Below are 24084 nucleotides of genomic sequence, written 5' to 3' on the forward strand. Positions count from 1 at the left end.
GTGTCTTACCGAGTTCTCATCCAACTTTAGGATAAGCTTTCAGCTAGACTTACTTTGGTTTCGCCCAAAGTAAGCAAAGGCATAGTCATCCGCAAAACCTGTCATATTCTTTCAATTATCTTAATCTATCGCAGAAACAATATTCTGTTGATACCACGCAGGTTGCGGATGACGTTCACGTGTATCATATTTCTGGGATAGATTTTTTCGCTATTATTCTCTCGCTAAAGCAGCAACAGGATCGAGTTGAGCGGCATTTCGTGCTGGTAAGAAGCCGAAAACAATACCAATGAGACTTGAACAGACAAAGGCTGCGACGATTGACGTGGTTGAGTAACTCATTTCAATAATGCCTTTGGCGAAATGCCCAATGATTTGTCCAATGCCCAAAGAGAGCAGTACCCCGAGTACGCCACCCAACAAGCAGACCAGAATCGCTTCGATCAGAAATTGTTGCAAAATATCACTTTGTCGAGCACCAACAGCCATACGCACCCCGATTTCTTGAGTACGTTCAGTCACAGAAACCAGCATGATATTCATAACGCCGATACCACCCACCACCAATGAAATAACGGCAATGGCTGAAATCAACAAAGTCATGGTTGCTGTGGTTTGCTGGATGGTTTCACGGATACTGTCTGAGTTCTGAGTAAATACATCCTGTGCGCCATGACGCTGTTCAAGCAGTGTCAGGATGGCATTTTCAGCTGCACTACTTGGGTATTCATCTTTAATTCGGACGATGATGCTGCGAACGTTGGATTGACCTAACATGCGACTCATGACCGTCGAGTATGGCAGATAGACATTGAGGCTGTCTGAATTGCCCATGAAACCTTGCTGAGCATCAATCACACCAATAATTCGACTCGGCACACTGCCCAGAAGAATCACTTGACCGACAGGATTGGTCCCATCCGCAAAAAAGGTTTTCTCAGTATTGGTATCAATCACCACATCCTGCGCACGTTGGGTGACACCACCTTTGTCAAAAGGCTGACCTGATTTAAAGGTCATGCCTCGAACATAGAAAAAGTCTTCACTGACACCATTGACCGTTGCTGATGCTTCGGTGTCTTTAAAACGTAGTGTCACACTGGTGTTGGCAGATGGACTGACACCGTCGACATAAGGCTGTTCCGCCAGTGCATCTGCATCGGCAGGGACGAGGGTTTTGACTTGTGACGCTCTGGAGGTATCACCAAAACCCCGTCCTTGATAAACGGTGATGGTATTGGTGCCGAGACTGCTAATATTTTCTAGAATTTGCTTTTGTGAACCATTCCCCAACGCAACAACGGACACGACAGATGCAATCCCGATAATAATCCCAAGCATGGTCAAAAACGTACGCATACGATGTGCATTCATGGCCAAAAGTGCCATACGGAATGCTTCACCTAGACGATCAAAGAAAGACCGCCAAGCGGAAGTTTTCTTTTGCGGGGCACGTTGTAAGGGGTGATGCTCTAAATCAGGATCGGTGTTTTCAGGCGTATTGGCACGATCTGAAATAATATTGCCGTCACTAATCTCAATAATTCGTGTCGCATTTTTAGCAACATTTAGATCATGGGTGACCAGAATAATGGTATGACCTTTGGCATTCAGTTCACGCAAAATACGCATCACCTCAACGCCACTGTTCTTATCCAATGCACCTGTAGGTTCATCGGCCAGGATAACATCGCCGCCATTCATCAAGGCACGAGCAATTGAAACACGTTGTTGTTGCCCGCCTGAAAGCTGACTTGGTCGATGATCTAGACGCTCTTCAAGCCCAAGCTCGGATAATAATTCAGCAGAACGTTGTTGGCGTACATGACTCTCTACACCTGCGTAAATGGCTGGAACTTCTACATTTCCTGAAGCGCTAAGATCACCTAGCAAATGATAGCGTTGGAAAATAAAACCAAAATATTCTCGACGTAATTGTGCCAGTTCATCGGGTTCGAGCTGACGTGTTTCTCGTCCACTCACCAGATAACTTCCAGCGCTCGGCTTATCCAAACATCCTAAAATGTTCATTAGGGTTGATTTTCCTGAACCTGACTGACCGACGATCGCGACCAACTCACCTGCATAAATCTTTAAATTAATGCCTTTGAGGATCTGTACTGTTCCTTCGCCCGCAGGAAATTCCCGCGTGAGGTCAGTGACCTCGAGGAGGGGCTGAGCTGAATGTATTTGATCTTGAGTCATATTACATTCTCATCGCACGTTGGCTACTACGTTTTGCCGCTTCATTTGAACTATCTGTGGCATCCGCAATCACCACTTGATCACCTTGTTTTAGACCTTTCAGAACTTGGGCAGTTACACGGTTGTTGAGACCAATTAAGACGGGTTGCGGCTGGACGGTGCCATCTGCTTGTAGCACACGAATCATGCTGGTTGAAGCTTTGCCTTGCGTAATTAGTGCTTGTTCATCCGCCGTCAAATCAAGGCGTTTAGGCTGTTGAGATCTTGGAGCATCCTTGGTTTCAGTTTTATCTGTTCCGCGATCTTTTCGATTCGGACGTTTGCTTGTTTGTAACGCAGCAGCAGGCACAGTCAGTACATTTTTTGCCTCAGCCAAGACAATATAAACCTGCGCTGTCATATCAATACGTAATTTGCCATCTTCATTTGGCACATCAAACAGCGCGTTATAGTACACAGCAGAGCTGGTAGATGACGAACTGGTGTTGGTATTTTCGGTATTAATTGAATTGGGTGCAGGCTCGACTTGGCGTAATTTGGCGTAATGTTTTTTCTCACTATTACCTAAAGTTGTGAAATAAACCGTTTGTCCTTTTTCAACACGCATCACATCCGCTTCAGAAATCTGTGCTTTAACCGTCATGGTATCTAGTGTTGCAAGTTTCACAATGGTAGGTGCAGTTTGATTGGCATTCACTGTTTGACCTTCTTCGGTCACAATCGCCACAATCGTGCCGTCCATCGGCGCAACGATTTGAGTATATCCCAAGTCTTCTTTTGTCGTTGCAAGGGTTAAGCGTGATTGTTCAATCTGCGCATTGATGGCTGCGATTTGTGCTTGAGCCGTTTTGTAACTCGCTAATGCAGATTCTAGCTCGGCACGAGAGGTGGCATCTTGAGTAAACATGGTTTGTTGACGTTTGTATTCCGCTTCAACTTTAGCAAGATTGGCTTGTTGAACTGCCAATTGCGCTTGTTGATTTTTAATGCTGGCTTCGGCTGTTTTCAATTCATTTTCTTGGCGAACAGAATCAATTTGAGCAATCAGTTGTCCTTGTTTAACTTGATCACCAAGTTGCACATACATCTTTTTCACTTGACCTGAAACTTGCGCGCCGACACTCACCATTTTGGTGGCTTCCAATACGCCTGTCGCTAGCACTGAACTTTCGATATCACCACGACTCACTTCAGCAGTAATATACTGAGGAGTTGTTGCTTTTGGCTTCAACATCAGCCAACTGAGTAAGGCGATCACCAAAATGCTGACCACAATAATGATAGTTTTCACAGGATTAACTTTTTTAGAAATCATTTTTGGCATGGCACAAGCGCATAATTAAAAATTTTGTTAAGTATAAAAGTGAAATAAGGATAAAGCGTGAATATTTTTAATCTAAAATGAGAATTATTCTCTTTATTTCTGGTTTTTATCGCGTATTACGCATGTATTTACGAAGATTGGGTAAATAAAGTTGTGCCACAAAGTTTGCTAATCGCTTGCAACATTAAGTGGTTGGTATTTTGCGTGGACATGCCTTTGATGGCGGCATCAATCTGCAACAATAAATCAGGCCATGTGAGGAACTGTTGTGGATTCAGGCGACGTAAGGCTTGTTGATATTGTGAAACTTTGGTTTTCCAGATACCGAGTTGCAGGGCATTCTGAGGTTGCTCAAAGAGTTGCATCAATAAACGCATTTCTTTGCTCAGTGTCCATAAAATCAAACTATCAGGCTCACCTGCGGCAAGCAGATACTGATAAATTTTAACGGATTGCGCTAAATTCCCTGCTAGTAAGGCATCACTTAAATCATAAGTGCTATAACGCGACTGATCCTGTAAACAGGCGTACAATTGTTCAGTCTGAATGTGCTGGATATCAGGGAAGGTGTCAGCAACCCGCATCAAGCTATTTTTAGCAGCCAATAAGTTATGTTCATGATGCTGCATCAGCCATTGCCATGCCGCTTGATCCAACTGGATACCCAGTTTTTCTGCTTCAATATTCAAAATACGTTGTCGATCTTGAGGGTATGTCGCAGTGAGCGGCACCACCACACCATTGGCTTCGACCACTTGGAAAAATGCAGATTTGAGATTGCCACTGTCTTGTTTAGGCAAAACGATCAGTAATAAATTATGTTCATTGTGTTGAATATAATTTTTGAGTTGTTTTAAAGCGCTGGCATCGGGTTTGATATTGCCATGAACTTCGATTGCCAGTTGTTGAGAAAATAATGACAAACTATTCAGGGCATTAAAGACATTTTTCCAATCGTTGACACTGCTAATATCATAACGCTGGCGTTCAACTTCTTGTTGCTGCCAGCTCTTACGAAAGGTGTCGAGCAGATTCTGCTCGAGTAGAGGCTCTTGACCATGAATGATCCATGCACCACGAGCATCTTTAACCCTTTTTAACGCCTGAACATAATCTAGTTTCATAGATACCGATTATGATTGCGCTTTAGGTAGGCGATTTGCTGCGATCTGACGGGTCACTTGCTGAGCTACATCATCAATCACAATACGATTCAGATAAGCTTCTTGTTGATTATCCGTGTTGACTGTTGCCACATCGTATTGGTAAGTGCGTGATGCAGTTAAAGTACGCGGTTCAGTAATTTTATTGCCTTGACGGTCTTCAATTTGGAATGTCACTGTTAAACGAAGCAGTACCTCGGTCAATTTACCATTCAGTAATTGGCGGCGAGGGGTGTAGTCCAAAATGCGCAGTACATAAGCATCATTTGAATTGCTCAGTTGTACACCTGTTGCACTCAGATAAATACTCAGACGGTTTTCAAGTTCATCGGTATTGTCAGGCAAGACTAAAGTCAATTTGTTATAGACCAGTGGTGTCGCTGCTGGATTGTTGCCTTTTAAGTGAAAGCCACAGCCGACTAAGCCTGCACTTAGACCTAAGGTTAAAACAATAGCAGCTAAACGTTGTGCTAAGTGCATATCCATTCCTCATAGACAATGAGGGCGTATATAATACGCCCCTACAGTTTAAACGACTAAATTCACCAATTTATTCGGGACAACGATTTCTTTTTTGGTTGGACCGGTTAAGAATTGTTGAACTTCTGGTAACGCTTTTGCCTGAGCCAATAAATCTTCTTTAGAGATATCGACAGCGACGTCTAACTTAGCACGAAGTTTACCATTCACTTGTACAACAATCGTTTGTGTATTACGGGTTAACGCAGACTCATCCACTTGTGGGAATTCAACTGTGGTTAAATCCATTCCAAACTGAGTTAACAAGGTTTGACTCAAGTGCGGTGCAAATGGCGCAAGTAAAGTCAACAATGTCGTAATGGCTTCATGCGCAACGGCAACATCATTGTCATCTTTTACTTCAAACTTATTGCTGGCATTGAGTAATTCCATCAACGCTGCAATTGCAGTATTAAAAGCATGACGACGTTCGATGTCATCACCGACTTTTTGAATAGTTTCGTGGGTTTTACGACGTAAGTCTTGCGCATCTTTTGATAGTTTGCTGTGATCAATCGCCGTTGCTTGATTGCCTTTTTCTAAGAAACCAGACGTTAAACGCCATACACGTTTCAAGAAGCGGTTTGAACCCTCAACACCTGCATCAGACCATTCTAATGATTGATCTGGTGGTGCAGCGAACATCATAAATACACGTGCAGTATCTGCGCCGTATTGATCAATAATTGCTTGTGGGTCGATACCGTTGTTTTTCGATTTGGACATTTTCTCTTGTCCGCCGATTACAACTTCTTGACCATCACCTGAATATTTAGCTGAGAGGATACGACCTTTTTCATCGCGTTCTAATTCGATGTCGGCAGGGTTGAACCATGTTTTTTTGCCATTGTCAGCTTCGCGATAGAAGGTATCTGCCAAGACCATGCCTTGCGTTAACAAGTTGGTAAATGGTTCATTGCCTTGTACTACACCTTCATCACGCATCAATTTATGGAAGAAACGTGCATAAAGTAAATGCAGAATCGCGTGCTCTACACCACCAATGTATTGGTTAACTGGAAGCCAGTTTTGCGCAGCTTCAGGTTTAACTAGACCGCCTGTAAAGTCAGGCGATGCGTAACGTGCATAGTACCAAGATGATTCTACGAAAGTATCCAATGTATCGGTTTCACGACGTGCATCGCCACCGCAGTTTGGACATTTGGTTTCATAGAACTCTGGCATCTTGTTCAATGGATTGCCAGAACCATCTGGAACCACATCAGTCGGTAATACCACAGGCAATTGATCTTCTGGAACAGGGACTTGACCACAGGTGTTACAGTTAATCATTGGAATTGGACAACCCCAATAACGCTGACGAGATACGCCCCAGTCACGTAAACGGAATTGAACCTTCGCGTTCGCTAAACCTTGTGGTTCTAATTTTGCAAGGAATGCATCAAAAGCGGCTTGGAGGGTTAAGCCATCAAATTCGCTAGAATTGACCAGTTTGCCTTCTTTAGAGCCATACCATTCCTGCCATTCAGTTGCAGTGTATTCAGCATCATCAGCGCCTTTAGCATCGATGACTTGCTTAATTGGTAGGTTGAATTTATTGGCAAATTCAAAATCACGTTCGTCATGTGCAGGCACAGCCATTACCGCACCCGAACCGTATGACATCAACACGTAGTTTGCGATCCACACTGGTAACTCTTCACCAGTGACTGGATGCTTCACAAATAAGCCCGTTGCCATGCCTTTCTTTTCAGCAGTAGCTAAATCAGCTTCAGCCACTGACCCCATGCGACATTCTTCAATAAATGCAGCAAGTACAGGGTTACTTTCCGCTGCTTTCAATGCCATCGGGTGTTCAGCAGCAACAGCGACATAAGTTGCACCCATCAGGGTATCTGCACGCGTGGTATAGACAGTTAAGCTATCTGCATACACGTCAGGACTTGCAGAAGGGAAAGTGATTTCCATCCCTGTTGAACGACCAATCCAGTTACGCTGCATGGTCAAGACTTGTTGAGGCCAGCCATCCTTTAAGGTATCTAAATCGTCTAGTAATTCTTGTGCATAGTCCGTAATGCGGAAGTAGTACATTGGAATATCGCGTTTTTCAACCAATGCACCTGAACGCCAACCACGACCATTTTCGACTTGTTCATTGGCTAAAACGGTCTGGTCTACAGGATCCCAGTTCACGGTTGAAAGCTTACGATAGATCAAGCCTTTCTTATAAAGCTGAACGAATAACCATTGTTCCCAGTGATAGTACTCTGGGGTACAGGTTGCAAATTCACGATCCCAATCGACAGATAAACCCAATTTTTTTAATTGGTCACGCATATAAGCGATGTTTTCAAAGGTCCATTTTGCTGGTGCAACTTGATGGGCAATCGCTGCATTTTCCGCAGGTAAACCGAATGCATCCCAACCCATTGGCTGTAGAACGGTTTCACCTTTTAGACGATAAAAACGGCTAATCACATCGCCAATCGTGTAGTTGCGCACATGGCCCATATGCAGTTTGCCACTTGGATAGGGGAACATCGATAGGATATAGCGATGTTTACCCTCTACAGTGTCTGCAACTTTAAAAACTTTGCGATTGTCCCAGTCTTGTTGAACTTGAGGCTCAATGGCACTTGCTTGATATTCGGCGTCAATGTGAGAAGTCGTCATAGGGATATGCGATACAACAAAATAAGTGGAAAATAATTGCTGCACAGCATAGCGCAAAACTGGGTGAAATGTCAGTGATTCGATGAGGATTTTATCATCAAGGCGCTGCTATCACACCAATGCCTTGATGATTGATCTACAATTGTTATGAATGTTTTGATTAACGCTCAGAAGTCGTTGAAGCCTGAGATGGGGCTGGTGTTGGTGATGACTCTGTGGTTGCTGCTTGGTGATGCGATGCATCATGCTCTTCTTTCGCTGTATCCTGTGGTTTTGGAGTGGGTTGTTGTGAGTTGTTAGTGGCGTAGGTTGCGACTTTATCTAATCGTTTTGCACCTTTGGGTGGAGCTGTGGTGGTGTAATGGGTCGAGCCATTTGCATCCACCCATTTATAATATTGTTGTGCATGAACTTGATTGGTACACAGTAATAGTAGGGTTGCTGTAGCTGTGTATAAACTTGTTTTAAAATAAGATACGCTCATGTTTTTCTCCCCAAGAGAATGCTATTTATATTCGATTAACAGCGATAAATCAAAAAAGTACCATGCCTAATTTTAGATCAAAAGAAAATCGATTTTGGATAAATGGGCTTTTAAAATGATCAAATTATTTTGTAAATTTTGCATAAAAAAACAACAGCCAAGAAATATTATATAAAAACTGTTGCTTTATTCTTGACTTTGCTTAAGAAAGCTACAAAAATGCTTGCTTTAGTTTTATATGCGCTTATTTGATCACCCTTCGAATAAATGTCATGGCTTGCAATGGACATTCTTTCTAGCCGAGAGAATGATTTTTTGAAATATGTTTATCCCAACATGTTTTGATTCGAGATGTAATAACAGCTTATACGGCTGATGAGTCAGAAAATTTTTCCTATTGCAGCAAAAACGAGTAGAATACGCACACATACAAAAAGTGCATAAGTTAATGAATGAAACACAATTTATGCCTCCCATAAATTGTGTAAACATAGGGTGAATCACGTTGGAACTTTTATCTGGTGGTGAAATGCTCGTTCGTGCCCTCGCGGACGAAGGCGTAGAGCATGTTTTTGGTTATCCAGGCGGCGCAGTTTTACATATTTATGACGCGCTTTTTCAACAAGACAAAATCAATCATTACCTTGTACGTCATGAGCAAGCTGCTGGTCATATGGCAGATGCTTATTCACGTGTAACAGGGAAAACAGGTGTTGTTCTTGTTACTTCTGGTCCCGGTGCAACAAATACTGTAACTCCGATCGCAACTGCGTATATGGACTCAATCCCAATGGTGATTTTGTCTGGTCAGGTTGCGAGTCATTTAATTGGTGAAGATGCCTTTCAGGAAACAGATATGGTTGGGATTTCTCGCCCAATCGTAAAACACAGTTTCCAAGTGCGTCATGCCAGCGAAATTCCTGCCATTATTAAAAAAGCATTTTATATCGCATCTTCTGGTCGTCCGGGTCCAGTTGTGGTCGATATTCCTAAAGATGCAACCAATCCAGCAGATAAATTTGCCTACGAATATCCTGAAAAAGTGAAGATGCGTTCTTATCAACCGCCATCACGTGGTCACTCAGGTCAGATTCGTAAAGCAATTGACGAGCTGATTACCGCGAAACGCCCAATGATCTATACAGGTGGTGGTGTTGTCCAAGGTAATGCGTCTGGGTTGTTGACTGAACTTGCACATTTATTGGGTTATCCAGTTACCAATACTTTGATGGGCTTAGGTGCTTTCCCTGGAAATGATCCACAATTTGTGGGTATGTTGGGGATGCATGGAACCTATGAAGCCAATATGGCGATGCACAATGCAGATGTGATTTTAGCGATTGGTGCGCGTTTCGATGACCGTGTTACCAATAACCCAGCTAAATTCTGTCTCAATGCCAAAGTCATTCACATTGATGTCGATCCAGCAACCATTTCAAAAACCATTATGGCGCACATCCCGATCGTGGGTGCGGTAGAGCCTGTGTTGCAAGAAATGTTGGCACAACTCAAGCAAATGAATGTCTCTAAGCCAAACCCTGAAGCGATTGCAGCATGGTGGTCTCAAATTAATGAGTGGCGTAAAGTGCATGGTTTGCGTTATGAAGCGGCTAAAAATGGTGAAATGAAACCACAACAAGTGGTTGAAGCACTGGACCGTGTGACCAATGGTGAAGCGATCATTACCTCTGACGTTGGTCAGCATCAAATGTTTGGTGCAAACTACTATAAATACAAACGCCCACGCCAATGGATCAACTCTGGTGGCTTAGGCACCATGGGTGTTGGCTTGCCATATGCAATGGCAGCGAAGCTTGCATTCCCTGATCAGCAAGTGGTGTGTATTACAGGTGAAGCATCGATTCAGATGTGTATCCAAGAATTATCAACATGTAAGCAATATGGCTTAAATGTGAAAATTCTTTGCTTAAATAACCAAGCTTTAGGCATGGTGAAACAGTGGCAAGATATGAACTACGAAGGACGCCATTCAAGTTCTTATGTCGATTCATTGCCTGATTTCGCTAAGTTAATGGAAGCTTATGGTCATGTCGGTATCCAAATCGATCATGCAGATGAGCTTGAGTCTAAACTCGCTGAAGCGATGGCGATTAATGATAAATGTGTATTCATTAATGTCATGGTCGATCGGACTGAGCATGTTTATCCAATGTTGATCGCAGGTCAGTCGATGCAAGACATGTGGTTAGGAAAAGGGGAGCGTACCTAATGAGACATATTATTTCGGTACTCGTTGAAAACGAAGCTGGTGCGCTTTCTCGTTTAGTGGGTTTATTCAGCCAACGTAACTACAACATTGAAACTTTAAATGTTGCACCGACTGAAGATGAAACCTTATCTCGTCTGACCTTAACGACTTATGGTGATGATCATAAAATTGAACAAATTACCAAGCAGTTGAACAAACTGGTTGAAGTCGTGAAAGTGGTTGACCTGTCTGAAGGTGCACACATTGAACGTGAGTTGATGTTGATTAAAGTAAAAGCGTTGGGAGCGGCTCGTGCTGAAATCAAACGTACTGCTGATATCTTCCGCGCTCAAATCGTTGATGTAACGCCAACGACTTATACCATTCAGATCGCAGGTACCACAGATAAAATCGATGGTTTTATCGATGCACTCGCAGAAAATACCATTCTTGAAGTGGTGCGTTCTGGCGTATCGGGCATTGCACGTGGTGAAAAGGTTTTAACAATTTAGTATATATTTCTCCCAATTTTGGCCAAAGCAATGCCAAAATCGGGAGCGACCAAATCTGTCCTTGTACAACAAGGGAAATGACAAAAATTTTAGCGGAGAAAACAGATGCAAATTTTTTACGATAAAGACTGTGACTTATCAATCATCCAAGGCAAGAAAGTTGCAATTATTGGTTATGGTTCACAAGGTCATGCTCATGCACTTAACTTAAAAGACTCTGGCGTAGATGTCACTGTTGGTTTACGTGCAGGTTCTACTTCTTGGAAAAAAGCTGAAAATTCAGGTCTTAAAGTTTCTGAAGTTCCAGCTGCTGTTGCTCAAGCTGACTTAGTCATGATCTTGACTCCAGATGAGTTCCAAGCTCAGCTTTATCGTGATGTGATCGAACCAAATATCAAAGAAGGTGCGACTTTAGCCTTTGCTCATGGTTTCTCTATTCTTTATAACCAAGTTGTTCCGCGTAAAGACTTAGACGTGATTATGGTTGCACCAAAAGCACCAGGTCATACTGTACGTTCAGAATTCCAACGTGGTTCAGGTGTTCCTGACTTAATCGCGATTCACCAAGATGCGTCTGGAAATGCACGTAACGTTGCACTTTCTTATGCTTCTGGCGTAGGTGGTGGTCGTACTGGTATCATCGAAACTTCTTTCCGTGAAGAAACTGAAACTGACTTGTTCGGTGAGCAAGCAGTTCTTTGTGGTGGTGCAGTTGAATTGGTGAAAATGGGCTTCGAAACTTTGGTTGAAGCGGGTTATTCACCAGAAATGGCATATTTCGAATGCCTACACGAACTTAAGTTAATCGTTGACTTGATGTTTGAAGGCGGTATCGCGGACATGAACTATTCAGTATCAAATAATGCTGAATATGGTGAATATGTAACGGGTACTGAAGTTATCAACGAACAGTCTCGTGAAGCAATGCGTAATGCATTGAAGCGTATCCAGTCAGGTGAATATGCAAAAATGTTCATCCAAGAAGGTGCGTTAAACTACCCATCTATGACTGCTCGTCGTCGTCAAAACGCTGCTCATGGTATCGAAGTAACTGGTAACAAGTTACGTGCGATGATGCCTTGGATTCAAGCGAATAAAATCGTAGACAAAGAAAAGAACTAATATTTAGTTTAATCTTTAAAAAACCCTTGTTTTATACAAGGGTTTTTTTATTTGCAGTTGATAACAGAGTTATAACAATATGAATAAAAAATAGGCTTAATATTGTTCGTGTTTTAATCGATTTTATCCATATTTTTTATTATCTGATTGAGGCAATGTAGTTGCATGCATTGGGGATGTCTGCACGATTCATAGCATTAAAATAGTAATAACTGAAATTTTAAAAAAATCTAGTAAAAGATGAATAAGTCTTTAGATAAAGTGGAATGGAAAAAACTATATTTTTTATAGAAATAAACTCTATTTTACGGTTATATTCTATTGATTTATAAAGTGAAAAAGACTTGACCTTATGCTGGATGATGTTATTGTTAAGAAAAGTTTATGAAGATAAACTTCATATTTTTTTGAGTGTGAAGGATCGTTCTGATTTTGAGCAATTTGCTTAGTAAATAAAAAAAAGTACTGAATAATCATGGAAGTCCTTTATGGTTCACGTTGATTACGATAGCACATTGGTCATCGTTTCCATTCTGGTTGCAGTCGTGATTTGTTACGCTGCAGTTTCAATGGAAGAGCTCGTTTTTAAAGCTGCTTATAAAAAGTTTGAAAAAAGCATTTTAGTAGCGAGTGGTCTAATTTTAGGCCTAGCGATATGGTCGATGCATTTTGTGGGGATGCTGGCTAGCCATTTGCCAGAAGGGTATCATTTTGATGTTGGTTTGACGATTCTCTCTTATCTGATAGGAGCAGTCGCCTCAATTTTTGCGGTATGGCTGACTTCACGTCAAACTTTACCGATTGCCCGTTTGATTCTCGGCGCCGTTTTTATGGGGCTTGGGATATCTGGAATGCATTATACAGGGATGATGGCACTCACTGTCGAATATCATCAGATGTATTATGATCCATTGCTTGTGATCTGCTCAATTCTGATCGCAATTAGTGGTTCTGGCTTAAGTTTCTTTTTTATTTTTAAATATAAGGCTGCGGTGAATTATAGAATTACTTTAAAAGTAATTGTTGCGATTTTAATGGCACTGAGTATCGTGGGCATGCACTATATCGGCATGGCTGCAACCTACTTTAATGAAAATCTCGTTAAAGTGATTACTCCTGCGCAAACTGAACAAAGCGTTTTATTATTCACGATTATTGTCATCACCAGTTTGGTTTTTGTCGCTGGTTTCGCGGTAGCCATATTGGAAGCTCGTTTAGAGCAACGCAATCAACAACTCACATTGATCAATAAAGAACTTGCGACACAGTCTTTACATGATGCATTAACCAAATTGCCAAATCGGTTGTATTTAACGGATTATGCTGAGGTTGTTTTTACTCATCATCGGTTGCGTGAACAGAAAGTTGCTTTTTTATATATCGATTTAGACCGCTTTAAATCAGTCAATGATGCTTTTGGTCACCATGTTGGTGATCAATTACTGATTCAAATGGCAAATCGCTTGCATAATCAACTCAATGCCAATCAAAGATTATTTCGTATTGGTGGTGATGAGTTTGTCTTGATTTCGGAAAATACCGACAACAATGGCGCGATGCAACTTGCAGAAAGTATTTTGTACTTCATTCAGGAAACTTATTTGATTGCAGGTAAAGATATTAATATCTCTGCGAGTCTTGGAATTGCGATGTATCCTGAGCATGGAACCAATGTGCAAGATCTACTGATTAATGCAGATATTGCCATGTTGATGTCTAAAGATCAGGGACGCAATACCTACACCATGTTTCATGCGATGACGGATCAACAAGATGTCCGTAGTCAATCAAAATTGATCAATGATTTGTATAAAGCAGTGGATGAGCAGCAGTTCATTTTATTTTATCAACCTAAATTTACGGCAAATTATGAGGTATGTGGTGTTGAGGCACTGATTCGTTGGAATCACCCAAGTTTAGGATTGCTAACACCACACATGTTTATTGATGGGGCAGAGAAAACTGGTTTAATTATTCCCATGGGGTACTGGGCTCTGGAACAGGCTTGTCAGCAAATTCAGAAATGGGAACAAGAAAATAGTCCATTTTATCCCATTGCAGTCAATTTATCGGCGCTTCAATTTGAAAATAAAAAACTCTTTGGTGTCTTAGAACAACTGATCGAACAATATGCTATTCAACCTCAGCATCTGATTTTAGAAATCACTGAGTCAACTGCAATGCATCATATTGATTCGAGCATTCGTACCTTGGAGCGTTTACGTCAGTTAGGTATCCGTATTGCTATCGATGATTTTGGTACAGGTTATTCAAGCTTCTTGTATTTAAAAGACTTACCTGTAGATGAGTTGAAAATAGATCGGGGTTTTATCATCGATTTACAACCTAACTCTAAAGAAGAAGCCATTTTAGAAAGTATTATTCATCTTGCTGCGAAACTTGGGTTGACGGTAACAGCAGAAGGGGTAGAAACTCAACAGCAAGCTGATATTTTAACCAAGCTGGGCTGCCATCAGTTACAAGGGTATTTATTGGGAACACCCGTTAATATTGAAAGTTTGGTATTGCATCGTCAGCAACGCTTAGCTTAGCGTCCCAACCATTTTTCGATTAGGCAGAGTTAAAGGTAAGGTTGCGGTTTTAAAGGATCGCAACCTTACCGACGTATGTAAATGATCAAAAAGAGCGTTGGGCTAACCAATCAGTTACCACAGGCCAAACGGTTTGAGGTGCTTGATTGCCTGAGACCAGTCCCATATGTCCGCCTGCAACGATTTTAAATTGCTTATCTTCACTGCTAATGAGGTCCATTAAAGGGCGTATCGCTTCAGTGGTGACGATGATATCGGTATTACCACCGACCGCGAGTACCGAGCAGTCGATATCTTTTAAGTTTGCAGTCTGTTCACCGAATTGAACTGAACCTGTCGATAATTCATTATCAATCCAGAAGCGTAAAATAATATCTCGCATAACACCACCCGGATAGGCCAGCATATTATCGACGAAAGAACTTGAGGTCGCATGGTTAATCACAAATTGGCGATCATTCAGATTTCTGACCAATTCCCAATAATTTTTAAAGTTACCGATAGGGTCTGTTAGTTTAAAACCAAGGGTATTCTGCCAGCCATGAATATGAAAGACACGGCTTGGGATTTGTTTAATACGAAAATTGGTGTTGTTGCGAATCCATTGCGCAGGAATAGTTAGACGTTGGTATAGCTTGCCCATATAACCCGATTGATGGGTGTTAATCGGTGAAGCCAAAATGACCATATTTTTAATATTTTCATCTTTAAATAACGCTGTATAGCAAAGCGAAAGGGCGCCGCCTAAACTCCAACCATACAGTGACAGTTGTTGCTGACCACTATGTTCTCGGATTTTTTCTATAAAGTCAGGCATAAACGTTTTTACGTAAGTGCCTAAATTGTATTTGGCTTGGCGCAAACTCGGTGTACCCCAATCGATCAAGTAAAGCTCAAAACCTTGTGATTGAAAATAACGGACTAAACTGCGTGAAGGAAATAAATCGTAAATCAGCATATTTGCAGCTAAAGGCGGCACAATAACCAATGGAATTCGGTGTTTTTGCGCTGCGCCTGCATCTGCTGCGTAATAACGTAAACTAATGATTTCACGTTGATAAACAACTTCAAATGGTGTTTTACCTGATAAGGCAAGTTGATGTCCGCGTAACAAGCGATCCGCTGCATTGGAAACAATATGACGTGTTTGCTGACTCGTAGAACTATTCAGCATTTTTTTTACAGCTTTGGAGTGAAGTAAACGTTGTCTAACTTTCGGCAATTGAGTCATTGGAAGCTAAAACTCTAAGGTTGCTATTCAGTAGCCGCATCTTAGAAGAAAAATGAGATGAGCTCAGTGACTCATCTGCTTAACTTATATTCCAAAATGATCAATTTAGGATGTTTATTGAATGGATTTTCGAAAAAGGATTGTATATCCGTGATCCTATTTAGCTTGGTATCAGTGAAATAGACGGTCTGTTTAATTCAGTCAATTGGTTTCGTACATTGAAATTTGTGCATAAACCTCATTTGTGATTTAAACTTATTATGATTGAAGGATCAATTATCTAGGGTGATGAAGATGACCACTGATTTTCCAAAAAAAATGGATGATACTCTTGGAAGCAAGGTGCTGGTGGGTCTTGTAAACCATATTTTAGAGCATGCCAGTTTTTTTGGAATCAATAGAGAAGCGCTGTTATTGCAAGGCGGTCTGACAGAAGAACAATTAGGTGATTCGAATCAATGTATTCCGCTCAGCCATTTTGAGAAAATTATTGCCTACATCTATAGTTATAGTAGCCAAAAAGATCCATTAATTGCTTTAAGTTTTTTCCAAAAAATGGACTCTACAGCTTATGGTGTTTTAGGACATTTAGTCCCTTTAGCGTCAAGTTTGAATCATGCCATTGAGACATTAAAAGAATTCCAGCCTCTTATAGGATGTATTGGGGAGATTTCCCTTCAAGTTGAACCTGAGGTTGTCTATTGGAAATGGAAATGTAGATCTAATGATCCATTATTTACACGTTGTGCCAATGAATACAATTTATCGTGGTGGTTGAGCTTAATTCGTCTCGTTCGAAATGAGGATTTCGCTATACTAAAAGCGGTTCATTTCACGCATAGCTTAGCAAAGCCTGACTTACAAAATTATTATGATGAGTTTTTTGGCTGCCCTGTTCATTTTGATCAAAAAGAAACGGCTTTGTTGTTATTGCCTAAATCTTTAAATATGAGCTTGAAAACAGGAAATGCAGGTTTATATGATAGTGTGCGATTATTCGCTTCAAAACTATTAGAGCAACAAAGAGTCGAGCAAACTTTTGTCCAGCAGGTTCGAGCACAAATTTATTTACTCCTCCACCATAATCGTTTATCTCGTGAAAATGTTGCGGGGCAGTTTGGCGTAAATGTCCGAACATTAAGTCGAAAACTACATCAAGAAAATAGTTCATATAGCCAATTGTTGGATCAAGTGAGATTGGAGTTGGCTGTCAATTATTTAGAGAGTTATCAACACTCGGTTGTTTTTATTTCGAAAGCACTTGGCTTTTATACCAGCCATTCTTTTATCTCATGGTTCAAATTGCAAACAAATCTAACCCCCATCCAATATCGAAAAAATACCAACAATCAAGCAATTAATGGTTGATTTTTAACAGGTCCATAACGGTTTTTATAGCTTTGTCCTATTTTAGAAATCATATGACTCAGAAGCGTTATTTTTCACTTATTGGTTAATCATATGATTGAAATGTGACTTTATAAACTATTTAAACGCTTACTTATTGGAGTCATTCAATTATTGTCTTTGATCTAGTTTTGGTTGAACCACGAATTTGAGCAAAGACCTAAGTAAGCAATTGATATGGATATTATCACTCAAAATGGCATTTAAATCGTCGATTTCTCATCGCAAAAATGTGCTTGATTTGAGTGAGTGAAGGGAGTGAATATGAAAGTAAAGCAGATATATAAGCAATCAATCGGTGTAATCGTACTTGGGTTTTCAATTTCAGGTTGTGGAAGTGACAATGATCGAGTTTCAATTAGTCCTCCCGTTACAGGGGATTCTTGCCCAACCATAGTTGATGAGAAATTATTTGCCGATGCGAGCACTTTAGAAAAACTTGTTCAAGTTGGTCCTGATTTAGCTCAATTGCGTTCTACTGGTAGTGAGGCACATCAGCAATTGGTGAACTGGATTGAGCTTGAAGCAAAGAAAATACCTGGTATGCAAGTACAATCAGATAGTTATGAAATTCAGCGTTGGCAACCGATGATTGCGGCTGAAAATGGTAAAGGACGTAGTTTATTTCGTTCGGGGCAGCTGTCTGTGGATGGTAACGATATTGCAATTGCTGGCGCTGTTCCTTATTCATTAGGTACATCATTGGCTGGTCACACTGGGCAATTGGTTTATTTAGCCAATGATCAAGCAATTACAGCAGAACATAAAGGCAAAATTATTGTACGCCAAATACCAACTTCTCAAGATTCTATTTATGCAAATGTCGTTGCACCACCTTATGCATTTTTATTTCAGTTCGCAAAATATTTAACTGCATCAATGAATGAGCTTAAAACTCAAAGATATGATCGACCGTTCTTAGCTGCAAAATTAATGAATAAAGATTTAGTTGATGCTGGAAAAGTAGGCGCGGCAGGTCTTATTCTTGGTTTTGATGTACCTCAAGACCAAGTCAAAGATTACTTTGATCCGCACGAAGGTCTACATTACCGACTTCCAGCTGTTTTTGTTGGGTCAGATGAATTTGCTGAAATAAAAGCTTTGGCAGAAAATAAGAGCCAAGCTCGGATCGTTGTTCAAGCTGAAAGAGATGCTGCGACAACTAGAAATGTGATTGCCACTTTACCTGGCTTAAGTAATGAAAAAATCGTATTTGTTGTGAACACAGATGGTAATAGTTGGATACAGGAAAATGGTGTAGGTGGGGTAATGGCTTTGGCGCAGTACTTTGCTAAATTACCATTGAACTGTCGTCCTAAAACATATGAGTTTGCATTTAATACTGGCCATCTTCATATGTCTAAAGAAGGAACTTTTAGATATATGGAAAAACTCAATGAAGAATATGAAGAAGACAAGGTAAGTTTCGTTTTTGCTGTAGAGCATCTGGGGACGCAAGAAATAATCGCAAAACCTAGAGAGGATGGTGGTTTTGGGCGTACGTTAACATTCTCTGGAAAAGCAGAGCCGCAAGCTTGGTTCGTTCCAGAAGACCATCAATTAATGCAAACAGTTGCAATCGAAGCAGCAAAAAGACGGAATTTACCGACTCTACTTGTGACCACAGGTCAGGATGTACCTCATCCAGAAAGATCACCTAAACAGTGTGATTTTGGCGGGATCGGAAATGCATCGCATCAGACGCTGATTCCAACAATGGCAACGATTTCAGGGCCGTGGTCTCTGTGGGCACCATCGTTTGGCAAGGAGGCGATTGATTTTAGCTTGATGCGTAGTCAGTTATTGGCAATTGGTGATTCGGTTTTAGCTTTACAGAAACATACTAAGGCTGAAATTGAAGGGCCGTATGCGGCATGGAGATCTGCGCGTGAACAAGGAAATTTAGTCTGTTCACATGTCATAAATAGTGGTGTTGAAGATGCGCCAGAAGCAGTAAACTAATGGTTGAATAGCTCTTTTTAAGCTCATTTTTATAGATTAAATATAACCTTATTTAACAAGGTTATATTTAATCTTAATATGATGAAAATTATCAGTTCTGCCAAGATTAATCGGCTAAGGAGTAAATCTGTATAAAACGGATTTACTCCTTTTTTAGCTTTTATGCGCTCAAAACTTTTCTCTTACCCAGCCATAAGCTGCGGCAAAAGGCAGTGCAGTTCTGGCCAAATACGGTACATGCCATAAGCCACCGTGGTTGGCATTTTCCATAATCAGTTCGAGTGGATGAGCTAACTCTTTTTCAGGGTTTGTTGCACTCTCAGGATTGTTCAGATCATGAACCCACAGTGCTGCCATAATCGCGTTGGTGGTTTCGGGACTAAAGGTTTCAACTTTAAATAAGTCTGCGCCAGAAAAAGCAGCTTTTAGTATTGGATTTTTAACTACAGAATGAGTGGTTGTAGATGGTGCAATATTGATCACTGTCTTTTGACCACGCGCACGTGCAGAAATCGCAAACCACTGTTGCAGTCGTTTAGCCAAGGCATAGTTAGGACCTTGTTCAATCACTATACAATCTGAAATGCCGTATTGTTGACCATTATCTGACGTGATTAACTGATCAATATTCGGTTTGAAAAAATTAGCCAAAGAGATACCGTGAATGGACTTGGTCAGTAATTTTTCCAACATTGGCCGTTGTTTGATGTTTTGTTGGACAGACTGTACTACCGCTTTCGGAATCGCATAAATATCCGTCGGTGTCAGCATAAACATAATGCTGCTATCTGTTTTTAGACGGCTGACTTGTTCCATGATACTAATCATCGCGATAGAAACACGGACATGTTTTTCGCCATCTAAATAAGCGATCCCTGCCAAATCTAAAGTTTCAGTAAAGGTGTTTAACCAATTGGCAATTTCAGGTGTTTGGGTGAGTAAGTTTGCGCCAAGTTGTTGCTCGTTGTTTGCTGTTCTGATTTGTGGGGCGATCAAGGTCGCATTGCCTTGTTTGACGGTATTGGTAATTTTTTCCCATATTGCAGGATTGGGTAAATCAATCGCGACAATATTGGCACGCCACTTTGCTAGCCAACTGAGAGGCCCAGCTTCAGAGGCAGCACCAAATAACACCATGGTTCGAGCAGATAAATCAAACCATTCAGGGTGTTCATGCAGTAAGCGTAATGCTTTGGCATGACAGGGTTCGATTACCTGTTGTTGCTCCCACAGATCAATTTGTTGCAATAATGCAGCACCTTGTAATTTCTTACCATTATAAGGAATAAACCAAGGTTCAATCGTCGAGCTACCTGTGCCTTTTAATATGAATTTTTCAAAAGGTTGATCTTTAATATTGATCATTGCATGACTTAAAGTGTCACTTTTTTCAGCTCGATTAAAGTTAAATAATGCTTTAGCAGTATCTAATCCTTGCTTTGCGATACGTGCAGGATGGTCTACAGACTCAATCCCTGTTTTGACTAACTCTTGAAAGTAGACAGGATAATTTTTTCTCCAGTTTTTTTCACTGGCGAGTTGTGAGACGAAAGGGGAGTCTACGCTTTGCAGTGCAGACTTTAAAATTTGTTTTGCGGTATGTGTTGTGCTGGGGAACTTTTTACCAGACGGTATTGGGAATTGTATGCCATCAGGATTAGATTGTATTTTTCTGCTCAATTGATTGCTCCATTCTATTCAAATTTCATTCATCATCTATCACATCTTAGTCACTCCATGCGCTAAAGATGATGGCAAAAAGTGTACTAATCGTGCCTAATCTTTATTAGATTGATATTGGGAGTAATTTAGTCAGAGAATAAACATGAAAAAATTAGATCACTTTCAAATATCATTTCAGCTTTTTCTAAGTGCTGGATCGAAATCAATATAAGACTTAGGACTTAACTAATTATTTTTTTAAGCATAAATCTAAAGAGGTGGGCACAAAATAACGTAAATAGGGCATTTGGCTGCTGTTTTGGGTCAGTGTTATTGTTTGAATAATCTTGGGATGCATCATTTGACTAAAAATTAAATGTAAAACGCCAAATGAAAAATCATTCGGCGTTCAAATATGTTATGTACTCATTTATTTTGGTGATTTCGATCATGAGTTGGGATTTAATTTATGGTTCACGTTGATATTCATTGATCACTTCAAGTGCAGCGCGAAATGCTTCTTGTGTTGCTGGTGCTCCACAGTACGGTAGGCTATGTAGTAAGACTTCCTGAATTTCTTCAATACTCGCCCCATTGTTTAAAGCGCCACGAATATGGCCTTTCAGCTCAGTGGGGCTTTTGAGTGCAGTTAGAAACGCGATGGTAATCAATGAGCGATATTTACGTGGTAAAATCCCTTCACGTTGCCAAGTTGATCCCCAAGCATGTTCATTGATCCAATCTTGTAAGGGTTGAGTAAAAGGCACAGTATTGTCCTGTGCGCGTTTCACAAATTCTTCGCCCATGACTTCAGTCCGAACTTTTAATCCATTTTCAAAATCTTGTTGTGACATATTTTTACTCTTATGAGGCTGAGAATAGAACTGTATGTGCCCATTGATTTTTTTATAGTAATAAAATTGTAGTTATTGTTAAAGTAGCAAATTTCTTTTGGAGGTTTAGGTATGAAAAAGAGTTTGTAATGAACTTTTTGAAGATACATCAGGTCATAGTTCATATTAGCTGATATTTTTGCTCCATTTAAATTAAATGTTTGTTACCCATAAATATATCTTATTGAAGATAAGCCAGTATGGGGTGCTTGATTTGATAAGAAATAGTGAAATATAATTTATATAAGATTGTTGGTTTTGATATTTTATAAAAAGTTTTTTAAATTTTTTTGATGTGTGCATTTTTAAAGTTATTCAAAAAATTATTCTGATATGATTTAAACATATGTTTTAAATTTTTTTGCTTTGAGCGTGTGATGAAAGCTATTTGTTTTTTTGTTATTGGTTGCCATTTTAAATAAAACTGTGTGCTTAATTTTTTTGGGGTTTGTAAATAATAGTTATTAGTGATATTTTTTAAATTAAACATTGTCTCTATCATTTTTTTAATTGTTATAGAAAGTGCTAAGGTATCAACGAATAATGAAGATTTATGAAATGATATTCCAAAAAGGTTTAGACGAAAGAATAAGTATTTTTTGTGAAAGTAACAGTATATCTTCACGTCGTTATTTTATTCAATTAATGCGTGAAGAAATTGATCTTGAGTTAAAGAACTTTAAAGATAGTCGTGTTGATGGTTCCTCTTCAGATATGCTTTTTTTATTTGAAGAAATTTATAAAGAGAGCCATTTTCATTTGGATGTAATGGAGGATTTTTTCATAGAAAAAGGAATAGCTAAGTTTTGTGAAAATGTTTTTCTAGGTGTTGAAGAAAGAAAAGTTTTTAGGGTTGAGGAATAAATTGAATATTGTTTTAGTTTTTTAATTTTCTCAAAATTAAAAACTAAAGTCTATTATAGTATTTTTATATGTGTCTTGAAAATTTATCCATTTTATTCGTTTGCAATTTATGCGGTAAATTTTTTTGCTAGTTTTTGTTTTTAATGATGAGGTGGTGTTTTTTTAGTTGTCTATGTATTAAACAGTTTCCTGGTATTTAAATCATATGCTGGCTGGGTTTTCTTGTTTTAATATTTATATCTTTTGACTGCGGAGGTATCTTTTTCCAAAAATAACTTTCTATTTATATTTAGATCAAGAACCTCATTTTTTATATTTCTGTATTACTCTTAGTATATCGATGACTAAAAAACAGTATCAACCAAACCATAAAAAATATATATATTATATACACTTAGTCAAATAAAAGCTATAGGTTGATAGAGTTACAAAAATTAAGTAACTCTCAGTTAGGTCGGAGTCAATTTCAAGCGTTTGGAAAAGAAAGGAGTCTTTTTACTCACTTCTACGCTAGTGTTGATTTTTTAAATTTTTGTTTTAAAGCTATGGTTTTTATTATTTGTGTTTTAAATCATAAAAGCCTCGTAATTGTTTTCCTGAAATAAAAAAAATAAGTATTTGAAACGTAATAAATATTCCATTTTTGGTCGGTTTGATTACTATTTGTACTTTTTTACACTTTTTTTTGCGACTAAATTCATGTTTTCAATTAATTTGTGTGTTGAGGTTCTCTTTTATTTTGTCTAATTTACTCCTTAATTTGGGCTCTTTTTATTTAATTTTGTTTCAGAGCTTCAAGTTTTATTTGTCTAAATAAGCCTATAAGGGGTGAAAAATATGTCAGAAATAAGGGTCGTTTCTAAGGAAAGTCATGAAACTCTAGAAACCACAATAAAAGATACTGTTTCACTTTCGGAAGCATCAGTAGTTTTAATAAAAGTCCATAAAGATGATGTCGTTGAAATAAGACAGGAGGGCGGAAATGCAATTATTACTTTAAAAAATGGCGAAAAGATTGTAATTGTTAATTTCTTTAAGGGCGGTAATTACTCAACTGACAACAGTTTGGTTTTTGAAGACGACGATCATAAGTTACTTTGGGTTCAATTTACTGATAGCAATGGAGCATTATTAGAAAATATTACTTATAGCTATATAGATAAGATAGAACCATTACTTTACCACGATAGTGTTGCATCACCTTGGGCATGGCTATCAGTTCCTTTAGCGACAGCTGGGATTTTGTGGTGGGCCCACAATAGTGATGATAAATCACACTCTAAAACTCCAATAGATACTACAGCACCAGCAGCGCCAACAGATGTAGCAGTTAGCGAAGAC

The 24084-nt window shown here is 39.6% G+C and carries 16 protein-coding genes and 2 pseudogenes; 8 read left to right on the forward strand and 10 right to left on the reverse strand.

Annotated features, from left to right (window positions below):
* Positions 1-213: 213 nt before the first annotated feature.
* The 7 genes and pseudogenes from EXE30_RS15220 to EXE30_RS15245 all read right to left on the reverse strand — a co-directional run bounded on the left by EXE30_RS15220 (position 214) and on the right by EXE30_RS15245 (position 8329).
* The gene (locus EXE30_RS15220; RefSeq protein WP_130163131.1) at positions 214-2205 is read right to left on the reverse strand and encodes a MacB family efflux pump subunit; all 1992 of its coding nucleotides are present in this window, start codon (positions 2203-2205) and stop codon (positions 214-216) included.
* A 1-nt stretch (position 2206) separates the two neighbouring features.
* Positions 2207-2464: pseudogene (locus EXE30_RS16220) on the reverse strand (MacA family efflux pump subunit); the annotation flags it as partial.
* Positions 2465-2529: 65 nt separating this feature from the next.
* Positions 2530-3529 (reverse strand): annotated as a pseudogene (locus tag EXE30_RS15225) (efflux RND transporter periplasmic adaptor subunit); the annotation flags it as partial.
* A 128-nt stretch (positions 3530-3657) separates the two neighbouring features.
* A complete protein-coding gene (gene holA / locus EXE30_RS15230; protein ID WP_130163133.1) occupies positions 3658-4653 on the reverse strand; it encodes a DNA polymerase III subunit delta in 996 nt (331 codons plus the stop codon).
* 9 nt (positions 4654-4662) lie between these two features.
* Positions 4663-5172 (reverse strand): LPS-assembly lipoprotein LptE, encoded by a 510-nt coding sequence (locus EXE30_RS15235; RefSeq protein ID WP_130163134.1) that lies wholly within the window; start codon positions 5170-5172, stop codon positions 4663-4665.
* A gap of 48 nt (positions 5173-5220) precedes the next feature.
* Positions 5221-7845, reverse strand: coding sequence for a leucine--tRNA ligase (gene leuS / locus EXE30_RS15240; RefSeq protein WP_130163135.1), 2625 nt, complete (start codon positions 7843-7845; stop codon positions 5221-5223).
* Between the two features lie 160 nt (positions 7846-8005).
* On the reverse strand, positions 8006-8329 hold the full coding sequence (locus tag EXE30_RS15245) for a DUF4124 domain-containing protein (protein ID WP_130163136.1): 324 nt from the start codon (positions 8327-8329) through the stop codon (positions 8006-8008).
* Positions 8330-8834: 505 nt separating this feature from the next.
* On the opposite strand from EXE30_RS15245, the gene EXE30_RS15250 reads away from it, so the two are divergent.
* From EXE30_RS15250 to EXE30_RS15270, 4 genes are all read left to right on the forward strand, one after another.
* Positions 8835-10559, forward strand: a complete 1725-nt coding sequence (locus EXE30_RS15250; protein WP_004672683.1) for an acetolactate synthase 3 large subunit — start codon at positions 8835-8837, stop codon at positions 10557-10559.
* On the forward strand, positions 10559-11050 hold the full coding sequence (ilvN, locus tag EXE30_RS15255) for an acetolactate synthase small subunit (RefSeq protein WP_004672684.1): 492 nt from the start codon (positions 10559-10561) through the stop codon (positions 11048-11050). The genes EXE30_RS15250 and ilvN overlap by 1 nt, the downstream gene beginning before the upstream one ends.
* A gap of 105 nt (positions 11051-11155) precedes the next feature.
* Positions 11156-12172 (forward strand): ketol-acid reductoisomerase, encoded by a 1017-nt coding sequence (ilvC, locus tag EXE30_RS15260; RefSeq protein WP_121930486.1) that lies wholly within the window; start codon positions 11156-11158, stop codon positions 12170-12172.
* A gap of 488 nt (positions 12173-12660) precedes the next feature.
* Positions 12661-14724 carry a putative bifunctional diguanylate cyclase/phosphodiesterase gene (locus tag EXE30_RS15270; RefSeq protein ID WP_130163137.1) on the forward strand — a complete coding sequence of 688 codons (2064 nt, stop codon included), beginning with the start codon at positions 12661-12663 and terminating at the stop codon, positions 14722-14724.
* An 85-nt stretch (positions 14725-14809) separates the two neighbouring features.
* On the opposite strand, the gene EXE30_RS15275 is transcribed toward EXE30_RS15270, so the two are convergent.
* A complete protein-coding gene (locus EXE30_RS15275) occupies positions 14810-15955 on the reverse strand; it encodes an alpha/beta fold hydrolase (protein WP_130163138.1) in 1146 nt (381 codons plus the stop codon).
* A 294-nt stretch (positions 15956-16249) separates the two neighbouring features.
* On the opposite strand from EXE30_RS15275, the gene EXE30_RS15280 reads away from it, so the two are divergent.
* Entirely contained in the window at positions 16250-17323 is a 1074-nt protein-coding gene (locus EXE30_RS15280; protein ID WP_130163139.1) for an AraC family transcriptional regulator, read from the forward strand.
* Between the two features lie 303 nt (positions 17324-17626).
* On the forward strand, positions 17627-19324 hold the full coding sequence (locus EXE30_RS15285; protein ID WP_130163140.1) for a hypothetical protein: 1698 nt from the start codon (positions 17627-17629) through the stop codon (positions 19322-19324).
* A gap of 168 nt (positions 19325-19492) precedes the next feature.
* On the opposite strand, the gene EXE30_RS15290 is transcribed toward EXE30_RS15285, so the two are convergent.
* Together EXE30_RS15290 and EXE30_RS15295 are read right to left on the reverse strand one after the other, a co-directional pair.
* Complete coding sequence (locus EXE30_RS15290; protein ID WP_130163141.1) at positions 19493-21004, reverse strand: hypothetical protein; 1512 nt, start codon at positions 21002-21004, stop codon at positions 19493-19495.
* Between the two features lie 449 nt (positions 21005-21453).
* Positions 21454-21840 (reverse strand): carboxymuconolactone decarboxylase family protein, encoded by a 387-nt coding sequence (locus tag EXE30_RS15295; protein ID WP_130163142.1) that lies wholly within the window; start codon positions 21838-21840, stop codon positions 21454-21456.
* A gap of 582 nt (positions 21841-22422) precedes the next feature.
* Between EXE30_RS15295 and EXE30_RS15300 the strand changes: the two genes are divergently transcribed.
* The gene (locus EXE30_RS15300; protein WP_130163143.1) at positions 22423-22743 is read left to right on the forward strand and encodes a hypothetical protein; all 321 of its coding nucleotides are present in this window, start codon (positions 22423-22425) and stop codon (positions 22741-22743) included.
* 837 nt (positions 22744-23580) lie between these two features.
* A partial coding sequence (locus EXE30_RS15305) for a BapA/Bap/LapF family prefix-like domain-containing protein (RefSeq protein WP_130163144.1) occupies positions 23581-24084 on the forward strand: 504 nt, incomplete at its 3' end.

Origin of the sequence: Acinetobacter halotolerans (assembly GCF_004208515.1) — a bacterium.
Classification (GTDB): Bacteria; Pseudomonadota; Gammaproteobacteria; order Pseudomonadales; family Moraxellaceae; genus Acinetobacter; species Acinetobacter halotolerans.

Coding starts and splice junctions, on each gene's coding strand:
- EXE30_RS15220 (WP_130163131.1), bottom strand. CDS start 2,205: ATGACTCAAGATCAAATACATTCAGCTCAGCCCCTCCTCGAGGTCACT.
- holA (WP_130163133.1), bottom strand. CDS start 4,653: ATGAAACTAGATTATGTTCAGGCGTTAAAAAGGGTTAAAGATGCTCGT.
- EXE30_RS15235 (WP_130163134.1), bottom strand. CDS start 5,172: ATGCACTTAGCACAACGTTTAGCTGCTATTGTTTTAACCTTAGGTCTA.
- leuS (WP_130163135.1), bottom strand. CDS start 7,845: ATGACGACTTCTCACATTGACGCCGAATATCAAGCAAGTGCCATTGAG.
- EXE30_RS15245 (WP_130163136.1), bottom strand. CDS start 8,329: ATGAGCGTATCTTATTTTAAAACAAGTTTATACACAGCTACAGCAACC.
- ilvN (WP_004672684.1), top strand. CDS start 10,559: ATGAGACATATTATTTCGGTACTCGTTGAAAACGAAGCTGGTGCGCTT.
- ilvC (WP_121930486.1), top strand. CDS start 11,156: ATGCAAATTTTTTACGATAAAGACTGTGACTTATCAATCATCCAAGGC.
- EXE30_RS15270 (WP_130163137.1), top strand. CDS start 12,661: ATGGTTCACGTTGATTACGATAGCACATTGGTCATCGTTTCCATTCTG.
- EXE30_RS15275 (WP_130163138.1), bottom strand. CDS start 15,955: ATGACTCAATTGCCGAAAGTTAGACAACGTTTACTTCACTCCAAAGCT.
- EXE30_RS15280 (WP_130163139.1), top strand. CDS start 16,250: ATGACCACTGATTTTCCAAAAAAAATGGATGATACTCTTGGAAGCAAG.
- EXE30_RS15285 (WP_130163140.1), top strand. CDS start 17,627: ATGAAAGTAAAGCAGATATATAAGCAATCAATCGGTGTAATCGTACTT.
- EXE30_RS15295 (WP_130163142.1), bottom strand. CDS start 21,840: ATGTCACAACAAGATTTTGAAAATGGATTAAAAGTTCGGACTGAAGTC.
- EXE30_RS15300 (WP_130163143.1), top strand. CDS start 22,423: ATGAAGATTTATGAAATGATATTCCAAAAAGGTTTAGACGAAAGAATA.